This window comes from Peribacillus alkalitolerans (genome assembly GCF_010882125.1).
Lineage (GTDB): Bacteria > Bacillota > Bacilli > Bacillales > DSM-1321 > Bacillus_BN > Bacillus_BN alkalitolerans.
Window position 1 is genome coordinate 1 of the sequence record NZ_JAAGVZ010000025.1, and the last position, 20,482, is coordinate 20,482.

Below are 20,482 nucleotides of genomic sequence, written 5' to 3' on the forward strand. Positions count from 1 at the left end.
TAACATATTTATCACCTAAGCACATTTTGTAGTACCTTCATTATACAAAAAAAGACCGCAGACAAATCCCCTTTTTGGGGGATTTGTCTACAGTCTGAAAGGAGATCCTTTAAAGGATCTCCTTTTTACATTTATCGAATTGGTCTTTTAAGTGAATGTAGATCCTCTTCTATCCCTACCATTCTATCTTCTACAAGTTTTTGGGAATCCCTTATGCCAGCGTTATAATAATGAGGAGCGATCGTTTCCTTGAAGAAATCCAGGATGTTTTCTGCTACAAATCTAGATAGTTCTTCGTCTCTTTCATGTAAAAAGAAAGTTTGAATATCAGAAATCATTTTTTCATTTTCTTCCCGAGTAATTTTGTACATAATTCCCCTCCTATAAATAAATTTTAACATAATTTTTATTAATAAATGAAAAGGGTGCCCAAGCATGTCTATTGACTGTACTTGAACACCCTAATTGTTATGAAAATGAATGCAGAATAAAGTTTAGTAAGAACAATCCTGCTATCAAGATAAGCGGTAAAGATACTTGTTTTCTTTTTCCAAGTAATAGTTTAATGATTGGGTAAGTGATGAACCCAAATGCGATTCCATCCGCTATGCTATAAGTGAAAGGAATCATCACAATGATTAAGAATGCCGGAAAGGCTTCTGTAAAATCATTAAAGTCAATATGCTTCACATTCTGCAACATTAATGCCCCAATAATAATAAGGATCGGTGCAATCGCACTACCAGGAATGATCTTAATGACTGGAATAAAGAAAAGTGAAACTAAAAACAGCAAACCAGTTGTAACTGCTGTCAAACCTGTTCGACCACCTGCTGCAATTCCAGACGCAGTTTCAACTGTTGCAACAGATGGGCTAGAGCCAAATAGTCCACATAGAATGGAAGAAATTGCAGTTGATCTGTAACCAGATACAAACTTCTCTGGTTTATTGATCATAGATGTATGTCCATGAACTAGGCCGATGTTTTCAAATACTAACACCATGGCAAAAGAGAATGAAGCAACCCAAAATGCCGTCGACCAAATGTTAGACAATGAAAAAGCAAAGAATACATCTTGAAAATCTTTAAATCCAGCAGTGGCTTCTGAAAACGTCCCGAATCCTTCCCATGTCACTAGACCAAACAATGCAGCAATAGCCGTTCCTATCAGCATACTGATTAAAAAATTGCCAGGTACATTTTTAATAAAAAGCGTAACAGTTACAATTAAAGTCAGGATCGTGGCAAGTACAATGGGATTGTTAAATTGACCAATCATAAGGATGGAATGCTCACCAGTTTGGATTAATCCTCCCTTTTCCAAACCAATCATAGTTAGGAATAAACCCAATCCAACGGTAATCGCTTCTTTCAATGATTGTGGAATCGCATCAGACAATAGTGTCACAAGTGGTGTAAATGCAACAATTGCGAACAGTATTCCTGATACAGTCACTACTCCTAAAGCTTGTTGCCAAGAAAAGCCCATGTTCTGGACAATGGTATAAGTGAACATCGCATTTAATCCCATACCAGGCACTAAAATGATTGGCGTGTTCGACCATAATCCAACTAACACACAGCTAATAAAACTAACTAATGCTGTTGCAATAATACCAGCTTCTCTTGGAATACCCGCTTCTGCCAAAATGGATGAGTTGACAGCAATGATATAGACAATTGTAAAAAACGAAACAGCACCGGCAAGGATCTCCTTCTTTAAAGTGGTTTGGTTTTCTACAAGACTAAAGCGCTGTTGAATCCAATGCTGTAGCAAGTAAATCTCCTCTATTCAATTTATCCCTCGCCCACCCAAGTAACTCCTAAGAGGTACGTACCTCCAAAAGCCCTCAAGTTCTCATTATAGAGCCATCAGACCTATTTTTCAATATCCGTATAGGATATAAATGTTGGTAAGGATAGTGAAGGACTATCTTATTGTATACTCTCCACTATTTTGTTCAATAAAGCCTGCGATATTCCTATAGACTGTCAAAAAGCATTAAAAAAAGGTTCGAACAAATTTCTTGTCCGATAATCTTGAATTCATTCATCTCTCTTTTTAATCTCTATATAAATGGTTGATAGATTCCAAGTTCATCGGACGAACCATCCTTTTTTCTGCATCAGTAATACGTTCAAATCCAAATTGACTGTATAATCCATGGGCATCCTTCGTGCTCAGGTTGAAGGATACGCCTTTTAGTTGAGGATGTTCAAAGATGGAGGCGATCAACCATTTACTTAATCCCTTTCCTCTGTATTCAGGTAGTATAAAGACGTCGCCTAACCATGCATATCGTACAAAATCAGTAACCACGCGAGCAAAACCTATTTGTTTAGCTTCCTTTTGTTCTGGATTTCCATCAAACACCCCGTAGCAAATAGGGGTATAATGAACAGTTGCTTCAACTGCTTTTTTAGAAATTCCTTTTGCCCAATATGAATCATCACTTAAAAACTTATGTATTGTTAATACATCAAGATAATCTTTATTTGTCGAAATATAGTACTTACCATTTGAAATAATATGATTCTCCATTAAAATACTCCCTATATTAAAATTAAGTATCATGACATAATAGATAAAAAAGTAGAATAGGAGATTTTCCATGAATCCACTCTCACTAGCTGCCATTTCATTTCCGGTTTGTATCATTCTTCTAGTTCTAATTGGATTTTACAAAGTCTTTATCAAGAAAAAAACGGTTGTAAATTTCTACACACCATTTGACCAAATCACTGGACAAAGTAACGTTGAATTCCATGAAGAACAAGAAGTTTTGGAAGAAGAAAAAGACCAAGGAGACAAGCCTTGGCAATAGTTCCATCTTTTTTATCACTAATCTATAAGACGATACATAAAAGTTTCCGTTTCATTGTTCAACCTTCATTATATGTGAAAATAAAAAGCACAATTCCGTTATGGTTTGTGCCCTTTTTTACAATTATTCTTGATTAACAGCACTTTCTTCCATATAAAATAACTCCCAAATATGTCCGTCTAAATCCTGAAAACTCCAACCGTACATAAAACCATGGTCTATCGGATCATTTGAAGGCTTAGCTCCTGCTTCCAGAGCTTTGTTTACAATCTCATTCACTTGGTCTCTACTGTTTGCTGACAACGCTAGAATAACTTCTTTGCTGTTGGAGGTATCAGGGATATCTTTCTTAGTAAAGCTCTTAAAATAACTTTCCACTAATAGCATTACAAAAATATTTTCACTAACAATCATGCATGTTGCATTTTCATCTGTAAATTGGGGATTAAATTCAAAGCCTAGTTGAGTGAAAAATTCAATAGATTGGTTTAGATTTTCTACAGGTAAGTTAACAAAAATCTTATCAAATTGAGTTCCCATTTTATTCTCCTTTTCCTATAAAAATTATTGCTCTACATACTATTCTCTAATGTTTTCTATTTTCCTTCGATCAAACAATCATTTTGTCTATTAAACACTGAGCTTTAACAAAGCCATCTATTAAATGAACGTATTTTTCTATCCAATAGTCTTAACAAATAGGTAAAATAAAATAAACCAATTAGCATTAAGCTAACTGGCGTTGATGGTTCACAAGTTCTGTTTTTAGTAATCTTCTTGAACGATGGATCCACGTTTTCACAGTACCCAATTTAATATGCAACTGATTAGAAATGTCTTCATCTTTCATGCCATGAAAGGCTTTTAACAAAAACACTTGTCGCCTTGCATCATCCCATTCATTCACACAATCATACATTTTTTCAATGAGTTCTGCATTATCTACAATTTGATCAATGGAGGGTTGTGGAGAAGCTGTATATTCATAGAAATTTTCTATAAGATATGCCTCATTCTTTTTTTCCTTCCTCAAATAATCTATCGCAGTTCGTCTGGCAATCATAGACAGCCATGCACCTGCCCTGTCTGAATGGGTGAGCGTCTCCAATTTTTGATACGCTTTTACAAACGTATCCTGTACAATATCCTCCGTTAAAAAAGGGTCATGAATGATGGAGCGGACAATTCCTTTTAACATCTTTTCATACCGAACATACAGCCCTTCAAAGTCTATTTCAAGTTGATTCATCCGTCATCCTCCATCCTTCATGTTTTATTTCGCGAAATGATTTTTTATAAATTCTGGTGCATATTCCTCTGAAATTGCTTTAACTTCATAATTTTCTTTTCCTTTGTAACGGTATAAAAGCAAATATGGTCCTTTTTCCAGATCCCAATTATCTAGAGTTAAGCATTCATTAATTGGATCCTTATCGGTGATTTTCAATGCTGAACCGTGTTTTATAATCTGTTTTTGTACCTCTTCGTATTCAAAATAACCTCTTTCATCTTTGCTAACTTGATCATTTGGAAGAATAAAAATTTCTTCGATATCATCAGCAGTGATGATCGCTTTGTCAAGTTCCCCTTGCTTTTTGAGTAATGATTGAAGTTCTTCAAAGTACGGGTACATATCTGTATATACTCGTTTTCCATTACTCAACAATAGTTCAATATTAGAAGAGGGCTCAATATTACTTGTCATATTTTCGTATGTCATACCGTACATGTCATTTTTTAACGCATCTAAGACTGCTTCTATCTTTGGTCCTTCTGTTACATTCAAGCGTTTATCGACAGGTCCATTAGGCATGATGGTAATTTTATCAACTTTATCCGTGTTTACCTTCAAGATTGGGTATTGCATTTCTTTATATTCTTTGGATTCATAAATTGGTTTGTTATAGGCGGCGAGATTCCTACTATCCTCTACTCGATACTGTCGAACAAATCTATCACCATTCTTCATCTCGTAAATGAAAAATTTATTAGAATAGTATTGATAATTTGATTGTTTAATAGGATCTAGTTTAGCAACCTCTTTATGAAGGGCTATTACATTTTCAATGCTTTCCTTGCTAGAAAGTAAGGAAAGTTTGCCATGCTCTGTCCCCTCCATGTAGGCTTGGACATTATCACCCATATAAACCTTTTCCACCTCGCTTAATGGAGGCACTTTTTTCTCAAAGCCTGTAAAATCAATTAGGAAAAGTCCATATAGTACTGCAATAGCCACTAAGAAGACGGAATATCTCTTCCATTCTCCAAAATTGAATACACGCCATGTTTTTTCGATGACGCTACGAGCGACAAAATATCCGATCAATGAACCGAAAAAGTATCCAAACATGAGCCATCCAGCACTGTTCTCAGATTCCCCAAAGTACAGGCCTCCCGTTAGCATAAAACAAAATGCTACACCATACGTGAAGATTGGTCTAAGGATTGGATAAGCCAATGCTTGGGATGCACTTTCGATATTTCTCTTTTGGTATAACCAAAGAGCTAATCCGTAAAATACTATAATGGCAATCCCAAACATCCATGCAGCTTGTGTCCCTAAATTCTTATGCCCTAAGTTTGATGCATAGAGGATAGGAGAATATTCATAGACCTTTGCAGACAAATAATAATCATAGGCAAAACCATTTAAGAAATATTTAAGTGAATATACCACCAACATAAATATTCCAGTCGGGAACAACAAAAAAATAGTTGTAAGAACGCCTTGGAATACTGCGATCCCTGTAATGGTTGCGACTAATACCCCTGAAAAGAAGATAAATAATCCAAATAAAATTGTTACACCCATCCACGAAAAAACTTCGTTAATTGTAATGAATTCTTGCAATGATAATGTTGACCTTAAAACTAAAACTAGGATTCCATTAAAAAGTACTGGAACTATGTAAAGCATTACACCCATCATGATGTATTGGTTAAACAATCTAGAACGCTTCACTGGAAGACTGTGAATAAAATCTGCTGCTTGTTTATTATGAAGATACGAAAATAAGAAAATACTTAGAAGGAGTGGTACCACAAGCATCATTACATATTGGATTTCGTACAAGTATGAAAAAGGATTTCGTATATTGTCATAGTAATAGGGTTCTGAGTCCATCATGATCATCTTTAAAGGTACTGAAAAGAACAATCCTATAAAGTAGATAATTCCTACCCAGCCGCTACTCCTAATGACTTGTTTGGCTATTTCTTTATTAAACGAGAAGGTTGCCGATGGCATATCCTGCTTCCCCCATTTCGTAAATGAATATTTCTTCTAACGTTAAAGGAAGCATGTCAAACAAAACTGGATGGAGAGATCGGAAATGTTTTTCAATCTCTTCCTCTTTGCCTCGCACCACACATAATATGACACTTCCTCTTTTCTCTTGATGAAGGACTTTTAGTCCTTCGAAAATTTGCGTTGGGTCCTCTTTAAATGCAATTTGAATTTTATGAACATCCGATTTTAAATCGTCTAGATCTTTTTCTAACATCATTTGCCCTTTATGTAAAATTCCGATGTGGTCACAAATATCCTCGACTTCCCGTAAGTTGTGAGAAGATATTATGACCGTCATTTCACGATCGGCTACATCCTGGACGAGCATATTCTTAACTTTTTTCCTTATTACTGGATCTAAACCATCGAAAGGCTCATCAAGAAGCACTACATCCGGCATAGAGGAAAATGCCAACCAAAACGCCACTTGTCTTTGCATTCCTTTTGAAAAACGTTGAACCTTTTTATCTACATCAATATCAAACATTGCTTTTAATTTCTCGAATCTTTCCCAGTCCCAATGCGGGTAAATCGTTGAATAATAATCCGCCATTTGCTTAACGGTGTAATGGGAGAAGAAGAAAGGGATGTCAGGCATAAAGATTAGCTTATTTTTTATAGCTAAATTTTCAAATACAGTTTCACCATTTATTTCTGCTTGACCTGTATCTTGCTTATAAATACCGGTAAGCATCTTCAATAGCGTTGTTTTTCCTGCACCATTTGATCCTAGCAGACCGTAGATTGACCCTTTTTGTACAGAGAAAGAAACATTATCCACCACAATATTATCTTCAAACTTTTTCGATAACTGATAGATTTCGATCATACTTCCTGTGTCCCTCCCAGGGAAGCATCGAGCTCCCGTACGATAGAAATCACATCTTCCGCTTTCAATCCAAGATACATAGCTTCAGACAATACTTTTACGAGTTCTTTCTTCACCGTTTCTAACTTCTCTGAATTTATGACAAGACTATTTGGGTTCACAAAACTTCCCCTCCCTTTCACGGAGTATATATATCCTTGCACTTCTAATTCTCGGTATGCCTTTTGTATGGTATTGGGATTAATCGTCAACTGCTGTGCCAATGTCCGTACAGAAGGTAGCTGTTCATCTACTTTCAATACTTCACTGATGATTAGTTCCTTAAGCTTATCCACAAGCTGCTCATATATTGGCTGCCGGCTTCTCATATCTAATTCAAACAACCGTTATCACCCTCACTCTGTACTGTGTGTATTACGAGTATTAGTACACTTAAATCATATTACATTCATTTGAAAAAAGAAAGCATTTTTTTCCATTATTTTTCTACTATCCAAAAATCATATTCCCACTAGAAAAAGCACCGTTTAATACCGGTGCTTTGGAGTAGTTGCTTTATTTTAACTCCCTCTGTTGATCTCTTTATTTAAGAGAACAAAAGAAGCAGATTTCTTTTTCTCAGGATTGGAGTTTTCTTTTTCCATTTGAGGAAACTTTTCGTTGGAAGCGCAATTACAACAAGAATAATAATTTGTGTAAATATGATTTTGGAATTATCTACATTTATATACGAACTAATGATAGGACCTGTCAAGAACATGGTAAGTATAATGGCCGGAATATAATTAAAGGGAAGGGAAAAGGCTTCACGTTTACCTAAAACACGAACATTAATTAAACATTTTTAATTAATGTTCATACTTTAGTTGATTATCTATTATTATTCTGCTATATTAATAAAGTAATAATCATAAATAACATTACTCGTATATACTCGGTAATATGGTCTGAGTGTCTCTACCTGGTTCCCAATGAAAGAACTAGACTACGAGTTAAAGTATTCGATTGTTCGGCTTTTTTAGCCGTTACCATTTTTAATTTAGCATTTCCTTCATTTTTTGCTAAATTATCGATACTTTAACTTTCGTAGGTCTAGGAGGTAGAAATCATTCTACATTTTCTAGACCTTTTTCATTGGGCCAAGTTTTCGAGTGTATCAAACAACAAGAGAAAAGGGGAGTTTAATTTATGAAAAACAACATGCTAAAGAAATACACTTTATTAGCAGCGCTTGCTGTACTGTTAATATCTGTATTTGCAGGATTTAATTCAACTTTTCTAAATGAAACAGAAGTAGAAGGTGCACAAAGACCTATTATCATTCAAGGTCCGATGCCTATTGAAGCTGAAAAATTTGCACAAAAATTGGAAAATGTTAAAGTGGAGAAATCAGGAACTTTTGTCTTTTACAAAGGTAAGCTGAACAACTATCCTGTCATCGTTGCTAAAACTGGTAAGGGAATGGAAAACACAGCAGCTGCTACAGCAGTCGCGATTGAAAAATATAATCCTATCGCTATCATCAACCAAGGTACATCAGGCGGACATGATCCAAGTTTAAACGTATATGATATTGTTTTAGGTAAAAGAACTACAAATCTAGGTTCATTAAAAACAGCAAGCATGGAAGAAAACCAAGGAATTGATCCAACGAAATGGATCCCAATGGACTTAATGGCTTCTGAAGGAAGTGCGGGAGAAGATCCTAATGCTGAAAAAATCCGTTACTACGAAGGAGATAAGGATTTGCTCGCTGCTGCTAATGCAGTAAAAGATAAATACACTAAGGGTAAGGTCGTCGAAGGTACTATCGGTTCAGCAGACGTTTGGAATAATGAAGTGGATCGAATTAAATGGTTCCATACTAAGTACGGTACATCTGTAGAAGAAATGGAAGGTGCCGCAGCAGCACAAATTGCCAAAGCTTATGATATAAAATTCCTAGGTATTAGAGTACTGTCTAATAATAAAACCAATGGCGGTAAATACGATCCTAATACAGCAGCAGCAAATCAAGATTATGTTTTTGAAGTAGTTAACAAATATATATCTACGATACAAAGCAAATAACACGGAACAATTTTTTGTTCCCTATTAAACTAAAAAAATAATTAACCCCCAACGCCATAACCTCGGATTCGACCATCTGTAGGTAAAAAAAGTGCCCTCAATTTCGGCGGCTTTAGTTGGGGAACCTAAGAGCTGTTTATACAGCTCTTTTTTTATGGAACATGACTGCAAGCAGTCTATTCTATTAAACAAATATCAACATTAAAGTTTATCAGACCCAATAATAAAAAAGCAGAGCAATCTCTATTGAGAGTCTCCCTGCTTTCCTTGAACCTTTATGGGCTATATTTTAATGATATGCCTTCTCGCCATGCAGAGTAAGGTCAAGACCAACCTTCTCCTCTTCTTCGTTCACTCGAATTGGAACAAATACATGGATTACTTTCACGATTACATATGTTACTACCGCTACAAATACGTAAGTTGCAAGCATCGCAACAAGCTGTTTCCATATAAGGCTTGCATCCCCATAAAACAAACCATTTGCACCAGCTTCGTTCACCGTGGTTGTTGCAAATAAACCGGTCGCGATCCCTCCCCATGTACCTCCAATCCCATGAAGTCCGAATGCGTCTAGTGCATCATCGTACCCTAATTTCTTCTTTAAGAAAATGACACCCCAGAAACAAACAGCTCCACTGATCAAACCGATAATTATAGAAGATGCTGGTGTAACGAATCCACAAGCAGGCGTTATGGCAACAAGGCCAGCAATCGCACCAGAAAGTGATCCAACCATGGTCGGCTTACGGTTGATCATCCACTCAACTAGAATCCATCCTAAGATCCCAGCAGCGGCCGCAATAGCTGTATTGATAAATACAACCATGGCAACTTCATTCAGGGATAATGAACTGCCGACATTAAAACCATACCACCCAAACCAAATTAACGTAGCACCTAGGACAGTCAAGGGAATATTATGAGGACCACTCTCATTGGCTTCTTTTCGTTTCCCTAGCATCACTGCTAATACTAATCCTGTTACACCCGAGGAAATATGAACTACATTACCACCAGCGAAATCTAACGCTCCTAATTCACGCAACCATCCTCCTACACCCCATACCCAGTGGGCAACAGGAGCATATACTAACACTGACCAAATGATGGTAAATAAAATAAAGGCTGAAAACTTCATTCTTTCTGCAACCGCACCAGAGATGATGGCTACTGTTAACACCGCAAACGTCATCTGGAACATCATAAATAAATTGTGTGGGATTGTAGCACTGTAGTCAGGATTCGGTTCAAAAGTCACTCCCTTTAGTCCCATCCAATCAAAATCCCCGAAAAAAGCATTTCCTCCTGTAGAAAAGGAAATGGAATAGCCCACTAAAACCCACAAAATTGAAACTACAGCCATTGGTGCATAACTATGCATGGTGGTACTTAGTACGTTTTTACTTTTCACCATCCCTCCATAAAAAAGAGCAATCCCAGGCGTCATAATCCAAACAATTAAGGTTGCAAAAAACATAAAAACGGAATCCGCCATTTGCATTTCTTTTCCTCCTACCATTCATGTTAGAACTTCTCACATGAATTTCTTGTTTTTCTTATATTATTATTGATTATCTAAAAAATCAACTGATTTATTTAAAATTTTAGAAAATTTTAAATATTTATGTTAGAAAACCTTACATTCAATTTATTTCCTTTTCACATTATGTTTTCTGTAATATTTGAACATAATGGGGACATGTAAGTTGAAGGTGGAATGGCAATGTTAGGATTGGTAAGATTTATCACTTCAAGAGTACCTACTCTATTACGTCTGTTACTCATTGTTTGCATCGTGATTTGTTCTTTTGGTGGGATCATCCATTATATTGAGCCGGAGAATTTCCCTACCTATTGGGAGGGGATTTGGTGGGCAGTTGTCACTACCTCAACTGTTGGATTTGGCGATTATGCTCCTAAAACTATGGCTGGGCAAGTGGTAGGGGTGCTATTAATCATTTTGGGCGCTGGATTCGTGACCACTTATTTCGTAAGCTTGGCTGCAATCGCCGTGAAATCGGAGGAGAGATTTTTGCACGGAAAACTTGAATATACAAATAAAGATCACACTATTGTTGTAGGTTGGAACGAAAGGTCACGGGTTATTATTGACGCCTTACTCGAAAGGCAATCACACCCTTCCATCGTATTGATAGACCAAACTCTTCAGGACCATCCGATGCGAAATAAGGACGTACATTTTATCCAAGGTAACGCCTCTTCAGATGAGACATTAAAAAAGGCAAATATCCAATACGCCTCTAGCGTGATGATAACCGCAGACTTTCTGCAAAATGAATTCCAAACTGATATGTTCTCCATACTCACCCTACTATCTGTAAAAGGGCTTAATCCGAAGGCTTTTTGTATCGTGGAGATTTTGACTACAGATCAGCTTGCCAATGCATATCGAGCAGGTGCAGATCGGATAATCCAAACTAATTCAATCAGTAGTAAGGTTATGCTTGACCAATTAAAAGAGCTGACCAATTAAAAGAGCCACTAGCATCCTTTTTGCTAGTGGCCTTGTTGATGAATCAAATTAAGCACCTAGTAACGATTCAAGCTCTTTCACGAGTTCCTTACCAAGTTCAATATACTTTTCAGGAAAGGTTGCATCAGGATCCTGGGGCTCTGCGAATTGATTGAAAGAGGCAGAAAAATTCCCAGAATCCGCATGATCATCTATGCCAATCTGATACTGATGTGACAATAATAGTGGGCGCCCCATTTTCACAGTAGCCCCCCTTGAGTCCAATTGGCCATCGATTGATTTAAAAGGTACCCTTAAGTATTGGTAGCCCATTTCATTATCAATTTTATAATCAAAGTATCCATGGTCATAATCCCAGTTACCACCTATATCATATCCTGCTGGCTTTAGTTTCTGTTCCAGATCATATAGGGTATAAGTTTTCCCCTCTATCTTTGAAGGAATTTCAATCACTAAGCTCACTCCTTGTAGCATTTTCCCTTAGGATAACCAAAACCCATGAAATCAATCAAAGAAAACTCTTCAAACTAAGAACTTGGTGGGGATCAATAACTGAAATTGTTACTGATATTCCCGAGTTCCAATCCTATTTTCCCGACTTCACATCTTATTTTCCCGACTTTCTGTCATTTAATCCCGACTTCGGGACCCTATAATCCCAACTTGTCGAATTTCCACAAAACACTACGTTCTTTCAGCATGTAGTAAATTAAAAAAGGGAACTAGGGTTTCCCCTAATTCCCAAATCCATTATAGTCGTTTTTCTAATTCTGCTTTCTTTTCTTCATAGCCTGGTTTTCCAAGCAACGCAAACATGTTCACCTTGTATTCTTCTACACCTGGCTGGTCAAATGGATTGACCCCTAATAAATAGCCACTCATCGCACATGCTTTTTCAAAGAAATAAACCAAATAGCCAAATGTGTATGCATCCATAGATGGAATGCTTATTATTAAGTTTGGCACTCCACCGTCAGTATGAGCTAGCATTGTACCTTGGAATGCTTTGTTATTGACGAAATCCACCGTTTCTCCTGCCAGATAATTAAGCCCATCCAGATCATTTTTCTCTTCTTCAATCGTTAATTCATGACGTGGATTTTCTACTTTAATAATCGTCTCGAATAGGTCTCGTCTTCCTTCTTGTACGTATTGCCCTAATGAATGAAGGTCAGTCGAGAAGTTTGCAGATGCAGGGAAAATCCCTTTTTGGTCTTTTCCTTCTGACTCACCAAAAAGCTGCTTCCACCATTCTGAGAAGTATTGTAATCCTGGCTCATAGTTAATCAGCATTTCAATCGTTTTTCCTTTATTATAAAGGGCATTTCGAACAGCTGCGTATTGATATGCTGCATTCACTTCTATCTCAGAAGTGCTATATTCTTCTTGCGCTTCGCGGGCACCATCCATCATACTCTTGATGTCCGCCCCACTTACTGCAATCGGAAGCAAGCCTACTGCTGTCAATACAGAATACCTTCCTCCAACATCATCTGGAATGACAAATGTTTCATAGCCTTCTTCAGTAGCTAATGTCTTTAGAGCCCCACGCGCTTTATCTGTTGTTGCATAAATTCGTTTACGCGCTTCATCAACACCATATTTTTCTTCAAGCATCTTTTTGAAGAGACGGAATGCAATCGCAGGTTCTGTCGTAGTTCCTGATTTAGAAATAACATTAATAGAAAAATCTTTATCCTTTAGAACATCCATCAAATCCTTCATATAGGAAGAGGAGATATTATTGCCTGCAAATACAATTTGAGGCGTTTTACGTTGTTCTTTGGAAAGGGCATTATAAAAACTATGCTGAAGCATTTCGATTGCCGCTCTTGCTCCTAAATAGGATCCGCCAATACCGATAACAATTAGAATATCAGAATCACCCTTAATTTTGTCTGCAGCCTTTTGAATACGCGCAAATTCTTCTTTATCATAGTCTGTAGGTAGCTCGATCCAGCCTAAGAAATCGTTACCAGCCCCTGTTTTTTCATGTAAAGAGTGATGCGCGACCTTCACGGCATCACGCAAATATGTAAGTTCATGCTCACCAAAAAAAGACAATGCTTTAGAATAATCGAATCGAATGTGCGTCATGAATATCCTCCCACTATAAAGATTTACATAATCACTTTAACGAATGGTTCATACTTAATCAAGAAAACACCTTAATTTTTAATCAAAAAGGATGGTACGAAATTGAAATTTCAAAGTCGTACCATCCTGCTGCTCGTTTATATTATAAAGAAGCTCTAAAAATGGCTAGAACATCGTCACGAGATAATTTTTTAAAATTACCAAATTCTCCATAAACCATAGCTTTATCTGCCATAGTATCCAAAGTGGATTCATCGATATTGTAATCCGCTAATCGAGAAGGGGCTCCTAATGAACTCCAAAATCCACTAATTTTATCGATTCCTTCTAATGCAATTTGTTCATCCGATTTCCCTTCTGGTTCAACACCCAAAACTCGGACTGCCAATTGAGCGAAACGCTCAATCCGTTCATGCATCGTATGCTTCATCCAGTTAGGGAATAGAATCGCCAATCCACCTGCGTGAGGGATATCATGAATGGCAGAAACAGCATGCTCTATATTATGTGTTGCCCAATCTCCTCGAACACCTACCTGAAGATAACCATTTAGGGCAATCGTACCCGAATAAAGAATTGTTTCACGATAATCGTAGTTTTCAAGATCATTCAATAGCTTAGGTGCCGTTTCAATAACCGTATTTAGTACAGCTTCACACATACGGTCTTGCAGTGGTGTGTTTGTTGTTTGGTGGAAATATTGTTCAAACACATGGGACATCATGTCGACGATGCCATAAATCGTTTGATCCTTTGGTACTGTGAACGTATGTGTAGGATCTAGGATAGAAAATTTCGGATATACAAGTGGGCTTCCCCAACCATATTTCTCTTGAGTTTCCCAATTAGTAATGACTGATCCAGCATTCATTTCCGAACCAGTCGCTGCTAACGTCAACACAGTTCCAAAAGGCAAAGCATCTTCAACTTCAACCTTCTTTGTCACGATATCCCAAGCATCACCTTCATATTTGGCACCTGCAGCAATAGCTTTCGTACAATCAATAACACTGCCGCCCCCAACCGCTAATAAGAAGTCGATTCCTTCACTCTTACAAATCTCTACCCCTTTTCGGACAGTAGAAATTCTTGGGTTTGGCTCAACTCCAGCTAACTCATACACTACAGTATCAATACTCTGAAACTCTGCAATCACCTTATCATACAATCCACTTTTTTTAATGCTTCCTCCTCCATATACAAGAAGGACTTTTTTTCCGTATTCAGGAATTTCATTCTTAAGTTCAAATAATGTATCTTTACCAAAAATTAATTTAGTCGGATTTTTATAAGTAAAATTTTGCATTATTCTGCACCTCCACTTCTCATTATGTACATCTAGCTTATCATTTACAAAAAATATGACCTGATAAAAAATATTTCTACCATGCATTAAACTTTACCCTTATATCCATGCTAAAAATGAATGAAACATTTTCAAGGAGGATTTCTCAACATGAGTGGAATTCAACGCATTGCACTTGTACTTACTATAGTCGGCGCAGTAAATTGGGGATTGATTGGATTCTTCCAATTTGATTTAGTGGCTGCCATTTTTGGGGGTCAAGATAGTGCTTTTGCTCGTATCATTTATGGTTTAGTCGGGATCGCGGGTCTGATCAATCTTGGCTTACTGTTCAAACCAAGTGAAGAATATGCACGCGAACCAGAAGCTAGACCGTCCAAATAATAAAATGCAGGCTGATTCCTCAGCCTGCATTTTCATTTATTTTCTATTGGATGGCATCTAACCAAGGATCTGATTTTTCCAGCAACGATGTTTTTGTCCATTCAATTTCAACATCTGGCTTGATAGGGACATTTTGTTCATTTGGAGGTAATGGAGCCCTTGCATGGCTAGTAGGAATTACAACCTTAAATCCACTTTGTTCTAAATATACGTTATGAATGTTACCACCGAAGGATCCATTGTTACCTGGAGATTGCCCGAGTATCTCTCCAAGGCTATTTGCTTTAATAACTGTTGCAAAATTCGAACCAGCACTGAAGGTCTTTTGGGAAGTAAATATGTACACTTGACCATCAAAACTCTTTATATCTGGGACCTTTTCATTTGGTGTTAAAATATCCCCAATATTTTTATACTGATCGACATTCAGATGGGCTATGAACCAATCAATAGTCAAATCTGAACCACCATTGTTTTCTCGCAAATCTACAGCTATTTTCTTCACTTTCCTCATTTGCACTTCTTTAAAAAATTCTCTCAGCGACTCTCTATAACCCTCAGAGGCAACACTCTGATTAAGCGTGAAAATACCCATACCTTTTTTGATTTTCCAATGATAAGGTGGTTTAACTTGTTGAGAAAATAACCTTTCCTCCAAACTACTATCGCTAACTTTACGTTCTTTTACGGAAATCTCTTTTATTTTTTTTCCCCGTTTTACCACAATAGGAAGGTTTGTTTGCTCTTTAGAGATTAATCCTTTTTTCACAGCAAATTGTTTAATAGTCAGTCTTTCAAACCCAACTGCATAAATCCATCCTTCGTGATCGGCTGGTACTATTTGTTTAGCCAACAGAAACAATTCTTCCTTTGTCTTACCTCCAACAGATATAATTTCATCACCTTTACGAAAATCCCCATCATCTTCAGTAACCAGGATTCCATCTTTCCCCCAAAAAACTTTCGGGATATCAAAAGCTGTTGTACTAATTCCTGTAATATTGGTATGACCATCATGAAGGGTCACCAGGATGTCGGTAATAAGATGGAAAAAGTCCAACTTTGACATAGGTTCAGTTATCTTATTTATGGATTGTTGCTTTAGAATTTCATCAGTTCGCATTTGATAGACATAGTGTTTCTGTTCTAAAGATTTGAACAATAAATCTAAATCCTTTTTCATGTCTTCTGGTTGGAGCAGTTCTTCCGTTTTATCTTCTTGCGTAAGATTTCCACTATATAAAACAGGGAGTGCCATCCCGCTACTGACCACTCGCGCAAAAAATTTCACTCCTTGAGGTGATTCTTCCACGTTCACCAAGTCTGCTGGTGCAACTAATTTCAACCTACTTCCTTCTGGTAAATTCGCTGCGATTGCTCCAATTTCCGAAACGAGAATATATTCCCCATTAAGGTCTAATTTGTCTAGTTGAACTGAAACGTTCCCTTGTTCAGTCTTTAGGTTTAATTTTGTAATACTAGGCAAAGATGCCCACCAGTTTCCCTTTTTAATGGTTCCACCAATATCCTGGATGGAGGTAGGGACTAATATTGTTATATCGGCTTTACTTTGCCCCTTTTGACCAATCAGAATTTGATTCCCATTATCTTTAATAGTAAAAAACGCATCTGACTTCTCAGACCTATCTGTCAGATTGACCACTAGCTTGTTATTGGTTGAGGGTTTGATTTCCACATTTCCAATCCAATTTTCTAAGAATAGTCCGGTCTCATCCTTTAAGACGTACTCATGTGTTACGTAACTAGTTTCTACAGAATCTATTGGAACAGAAGCTTCCATTGATGGAGGAGGGTTATCTCGTTTCTGGAAAAGCATGACCCCTCCTGTCAGTGACAATAAAACGATAAATAAGAAAATAGCATTCTGTTTATTTTTCATATGTACCATTCCGTTTCTAAATACTCTATTCGTCTATTTATTCCATATTGCGTTACATATTCCCTTCATCGGAAATAAGAAAAGGAGCACATCAGATTCAATCTAATGGCCCCTCTATTATTAGACTGCTTTTGGCAAAGACTCCTCAACAATCTTTTTTTGTTTCTTTTGCGGATGGAATAAACTGTATAAAACTGGAACAATGATTAACGTCAACATAGTTGAAGTTGCCAATCCCCCTATAACTACCACCGCAAGCGATGATGAAACGATTCCTGCATGACTTGACACTGCCATAGGAATCAGTGCTCCAACAGTTGCAACAGCAGTCATTAAGATCGGTCTTAATCGAACTGCTCCTGCTTCGATGATGGCTTCTCGACCGAATATTCCTTTTCGCTCATTCTGTTTCACACGATCAATCAGTACGATCGCATTTGTCACAACAATCCCATTCAACATAAGCAGCCCAATCATCGCAGGCATTCCAATCGGCTCACCGACAGCATATAAGCCTAACAACGCCCCAATGATTGAAAACGGAATGGCGAACAAGATTACGAACGGGGCTTTTCCTTCTCCAAAAGCAATAACCATTGTGATGTATACGAAGAAAATACTGACTCCAATTGCCAAAGCCATATTAACGAAGCCTTCCTCCATAGCTGCGGAAGCCCCCTCCTTATAGTAGGAGACACCTTTTGGGAGCTTTAAACTCGCTATAGCTTCATCAGCATTTTTCGTAACCTCTCCAGTATTTGCATCAGTAATTTGGCCAACGACCATAACGTACTCATTGCCATTCAAATGGGAAATGGCCATTCTATTTTCAACTTTTTTCAATGTTCCAATATCCTTAATTTTCATAGGGGCACCGAAAGCATTCTTAATGGTAAGTTCTCCAACATCATCAAGAGAGTTTAACTGATCCATTTTAACCGTTAAAGCAATATCCTTCTTCTCATTTTGGATGTTCATCGTCGAAATGGTATCCCCTACAATTACCTCACGTAGTCCCTTTCCAACTAAAGCTGGCATCAAGCCATTTTCTTTCATTTTCTCTTCATCCATATCCAATTCAATCTCAGGTTCATCGCCTTCCATTGAAGTACGCACATCTGCCATTCCTTTAATATCTTTTAAGGACTCTGAGATTTGATTGCTTGCTGTTTGAATATCCTTCAAATCTGAACCTTTTACTACCAAAACAAATTGCGACTCTCCGCCACCCATACCCCCAACACCAGTCAAGGATACTTCATTTGCCTTTTTATATCCCTTTAATTCTTCTCTCAAATCCTCTATGAAACCATTAACATCTTCGATGGAATCCTTCACTTCAAAGCTGATAAGCGCGCTTTCGTATTCACCATTCACACTCGTGCTAATCTTTTTTATTTCTTTCTTCTCTAATAATGACTTTTCAATATCTGCAGCTACATCACTAGTTGTTTTTGGAGCTGTGCCTTTTTCCATCGTCACATTGATATCATAGTTAACAACCTTCTCCTGTGGTAGGAAGGTTGTTCCTAACTTAGGAGCTATGAAAGCAACTGAACTAGCAAGTAATATTATCGCAACCGCTAACGTGACCAATCTATGATTCAATACTTTATTTAAAACGTATCTGTAGCCTTTTTGCAGGAATCCTTCTTTGTGCTCCTTTTCAGTAATCTTCAATAGGAACATTTTTGAAAGTAAAGGAACGATTGTGATGGCTACTAATAACGAAAATAGTAGTGATATTACAATAGTCCAAGCTAGAGGAGCAAACATTTTCCCAACAATGCCAGGCACAAAAGCCATAGGCAGGAACACCGCTACTGTAGTGATGGTTGATGATGTGATGGCTGAGGCAACTTCCCTCGTTGATGTTTCAACCAATTCTTCATTTCTTTCTTTGGAAGCACGGACTCTTCTGAATACGTTTTCGATTACAACAATGGAGTCATCCACCACACGACCAACCGCAACAGCGATGCCGGCAAGGGTCATGATATTTAATGTGTAGCCAAGCATATTTAGGAATGTCAAAGAAGCTAGTATGGATAACGGAATGGAAATTACCGCTATCAATGTAGAGCGAATGTTTCGCAAGAATAATAAAGTGACTAATACAGCCATTCCAGCCCCTAGCATCGCTTCTCTCAACATGGCATAAACAGATTCTTTAATCTCTTTAGACTGATCACTTAGTGTTTCAATATCAATGTTTTTAGGGACCGACAAATCTTTTAATTCTTTTTTAACATTTTCTACGATACCTACAATATTCGCCCCTGTTTCAGCTGTGATCCTTACTCGCAAGCCTTCTTTACCATTTATTCTTGTAAAATTCATGCTGTTTACAGGCCCATAGGCTACTTCAGCAACTTCCTTTAAACTAATATTTGCAACAGTAGGTTTTCCTTCTGCGTTAGGAGCGCCTGCTGCAAACAACGTAATGTTCTGAATATCTTCCACACTGGTTAGTTCTTTACTAACACGCACAGGTAGAACTTGACCTGAAACGGTTACGTCCCCTGTAGGGATTGATAGGGAGTTTGCTAGGATGGCATTTTTCACATCGTCCATCGTCAATCCTTTTTCGGATAATTTTTCAGGTATAACACGAATGAATACTTTTTTATCAGTGATGCCATCCGCTTCAACTTTATTCACACCTTCAATCCCTTCCAATAAAGGAATCATTTTGTTCTTTACAAGTTTTTCTGTTTCCTCTTGGGTTCCTCCATACACACCTAATGTATAAATGGATGGATCAGGCTCAATCCCTTCTTGTCTTACTTCAATGTCTTTTGCCCCTTCAGGCAGAATGACCTTTTCTGCAGCTGTACGAACTACACTTTCTACTTCCTTCATATCCACACTCATGTCAAATTCTATTGTGGAGTATGCTGCGTTCGCTACGCCATCTGTATAAATATTTTCTACTCCATCCAACTTCATTAACTCTCGTTCCAACGGCTCACCTATATCCGTAATGGATTGTTCTGGAGATGCTCCTGGATACGGTACAATCACCGTCATATAAGGGATATCCACATTCGGATATTTTTCGATGTTAATCATTTTAACCGAATATATGCCTCCCCCAATGACCAAAAATGTTAACAACAATAATGCCACAGTGTTTTTCAAACTGAATCGAATAATTGATTTCATTTCATGATCTCCTTTAAATACAGGTTTTCCTTTACCTTGTTTATCTTAACTGAAAGTATAAAAGGAATAAATTGGTACTAGAGGTCATTTTTATCTACGTCTAGAGACCTAGAAGAAA

General features: G+C 37.4%; 18 protein-coding genes and 1 riboswitch. Of the genes, 4 read left to right on the plus strand and 14 right to left on the minus strand.

Annotation, left to right across the window (positions count from 1 at the left end; translation table 11 throughout):
• Positions 1 to 131: 131 nt before the first annotated feature.
• From G3O09_RS19335 to G3O09_RS19345, 3 genes are all read right to left on the minus strand, one after another.
• The gene (locus G3O09_RS19335; protein ID WP_163103083.1) at positions 132 to 371 is read right to left on the minus strand and encodes a DUF2164 domain-containing protein; all 240 of its coding nucleotides are present in this window, start codon (positions 369 to 371) and stop codon (positions 132 to 134) included.
• A 97-nt stretch (positions 372 to 468) separates the two neighbouring features.
• Complete coding sequence (locus G3O09_RS19340) at positions 469 to 1,779, minus strand: NCS2 family permease (protein WP_163103084.1); 1,311 nt, start codon at positions 1,777 to 1,779, stop codon at positions 469 to 471.
• A gap of 285 nt (positions 1,780 to 2,064) precedes the next feature.
• A complete protein-coding gene (locus G3O09_RS19345) occupies positions 2,065 to 2,544 on the minus strand; it encodes a GNAT family N-acetyltransferase (protein WP_163103085.1) in 480 nt (159 codons plus the stop codon).
• Between the two features lie 70 nt (positions 2,545 to 2,614).
• On the opposite strand from G3O09_RS19345, the gene G3O09_RS19350 reads away from it, so the two are divergent.
• Positions 2,615 to 2,827 (plus strand): DUF3951 domain-containing protein, encoded by a 213-nt coding sequence (locus G3O09_RS19350; RefSeq protein WP_163103086.1) that lies wholly within the window; start codon positions 2,615 to 2,617, stop codon positions 2,825 to 2,827.
• Positions 2,828 to 2,950: 123 nt separating this feature from the next.
• Here the strand turns inward: G3O09_RS19350 and G3O09_RS19355 are convergent, their stop codons facing one another.
• From G3O09_RS19355 to G3O09_RS19375, 5 genes are all read right to left on the minus strand, one after another.
• Entirely contained in the window at positions 2,951 to 3,367 is a 417-nt protein-coding gene (locus G3O09_RS19355) for a VOC family protein (RefSeq protein WP_163103087.1), read from the minus strand.
• A gap of 187 nt (positions 3,368 to 3,554) precedes the next feature.
• Positions 3,555 to 4,076 carry an RNA polymerase sigma factor gene (locus G3O09_RS19360; RefSeq protein ID WP_163103088.1) on the minus strand — a complete coding sequence of 174 codons (522 nt, stop codon included), beginning with the start codon at positions 4,074 to 4,076 and terminating at the stop codon, positions 3,555 to 3,557.
• 24 nt (positions 4,077 to 4,100) lie between these two features.
• The gene (locus G3O09_RS19365; protein WP_163103089.1) at positions 4,101 to 6,074 is read right to left on the minus strand and encodes a DUF6449 domain-containing protein; all 1,974 of its coding nucleotides are present in this window, start codon (positions 6,072 to 6,074) and stop codon (positions 4,101 to 4,103) included.
• Positions 6,049 to 6,945 (minus strand): ABC transporter ATP-binding protein, encoded by an 897-nt coding sequence (locus G3O09_RS19370; RefSeq protein ID WP_163103090.1) that lies wholly within the window; start codon positions 6,943 to 6,945, stop codon positions 6,049 to 6,051. The genes G3O09_RS19365 and G3O09_RS19370 overlap by 26 nt, the downstream gene beginning before the upstream one ends.
• Positions 6,942 to 7,328: a GntR family transcriptional regulator gene (locus G3O09_RS19375; protein WP_163103091.1), complete on the minus strand. Its 387-nt coding sequence runs from the start codon at positions 7,326 to 7,328 to the stop codon at positions 6,942 to 6,944. Before G3O09_RS19375 ends, G3O09_RS19370 begins: the two co-directional genes overlap by 4 nt.
• Positions 7,329 to 7,849: 521 nt before the next feature.
• Positions 7,850 to 7,953, plus strand: a riboswitch (purine riboswitch).
• A gap of 180 nt (positions 7,954 to 8,133) precedes the next feature.
• On the opposite strand from G3O09_RS19375, the gene G3O09_RS19380 reads away from it, so the two are divergent.
• Positions 8,134 to 9,015: a 5'-methylthioadenosine/S-adenosylhomocysteine nucleosidase gene (locus G3O09_RS19380; protein WP_163103092.1), complete on the plus strand. Its 882-nt coding sequence runs from the start codon at positions 8,134 to 8,136 to the stop codon at positions 9,013 to 9,015.
• A gap of 289 nt (positions 9,016 to 9,304) precedes the next feature.
• On the opposite strand, the gene G3O09_RS19385 is transcribed toward G3O09_RS19380, so the two are convergent.
• Positions 9,305 to 10,519 carry an ammonium transporter gene (locus G3O09_RS19385; RefSeq protein WP_163103093.1) on the minus strand — a complete coding sequence of 405 codons (1,215 nt, stop codon included), beginning with the start codon at positions 10,517 to 10,519 and terminating at the stop codon, positions 9,305 to 9,307.
• A gap of 222 nt (positions 10,520 to 10,741) precedes the next feature.
• Here G3O09_RS19385 and G3O09_RS19390 point away from each other — a divergent pair, with 222 nt between their 5' ends.
• Positions 10,742 to 11,512 carry a potassium channel family protein gene (locus G3O09_RS19390; protein ID WP_163103094.1) on the plus strand — a complete coding sequence of 257 codons (771 nt, stop codon included), beginning with the start codon at positions 10,742 to 10,744 and terminating at the stop codon, positions 11,510 to 11,512.
• Between the two features lie 48 nt (positions 11,513 to 11,560).
• On the opposite strand, the gene G3O09_RS19395 is transcribed toward G3O09_RS19390, so the two are convergent.
• The 3 genes from G3O09_RS19395 to G3O09_RS19405 form a co-directional block, all read right to left on the minus strand.
• Positions 11,561 to 11,965 (minus strand): YugN-like family protein, encoded by a 405-nt coding sequence (locus G3O09_RS19395; RefSeq protein ID WP_163103095.1) that lies wholly within the window; start codon positions 11,963 to 11,965, stop codon positions 11,561 to 11,563.
• A gap of 297 nt (positions 11,966 to 12,262) precedes the next feature.
• A complete protein-coding gene (locus tag G3O09_RS19400; protein ID WP_163103096.1) occupies positions 12,263 to 13,609 on the minus strand; it encodes a glucose-6-phosphate isomerase in 1,347 nt (448 codons plus the stop codon).
• Positions 13,610 to 13,751: 142 nt separating this feature from the next.
• Positions 13,752 to 14,915: an iron-containing alcohol dehydrogenase gene (locus tag G3O09_RS19405; protein WP_163103097.1), complete on the minus strand. Its 1,164-nt coding sequence runs from the start codon at positions 14,913 to 14,915 to the stop codon at positions 13,752 to 13,754.
• A gap of 150 nt (positions 14,916 to 15,065) precedes the next feature.
• Between G3O09_RS19405 and G3O09_RS19410 the strand changes: the two genes are divergently transcribed.
• Positions 15,066 to 15,299, plus strand: coding sequence for a DUF378 domain-containing protein (locus G3O09_RS19410; RefSeq protein WP_163103098.1), 234 nt, complete (start codon positions 15,066 to 15,068; stop codon positions 15,297 to 15,299).
• Between the two features lie 43 nt (positions 15,300 to 15,342).
• On the opposite strand, the gene G3O09_RS19415 is transcribed toward G3O09_RS19410, so the two are convergent.
• Complete coding sequence (locus G3O09_RS19415) at positions 15,343 to 17,199, minus strand: S41 family peptidase (RefSeq protein WP_163103099.1); 1,857 nt, start codon at positions 17,197 to 17,199, stop codon at positions 15,343 to 15,345.
• 120 nt (positions 17,200 to 17,319) lie between these two features.
• Complete coding sequence (locus G3O09_RS19420; protein ID WP_163103100.1) at positions 17,320 to 20,364, minus strand: efflux RND transporter permease subunit; 3,045 nt, start codon at positions 20,362 to 20,364, stop codon at positions 17,320 to 17,322.
• Positions 20,365 to 20,482: the final 118 nt, after the last annotated feature.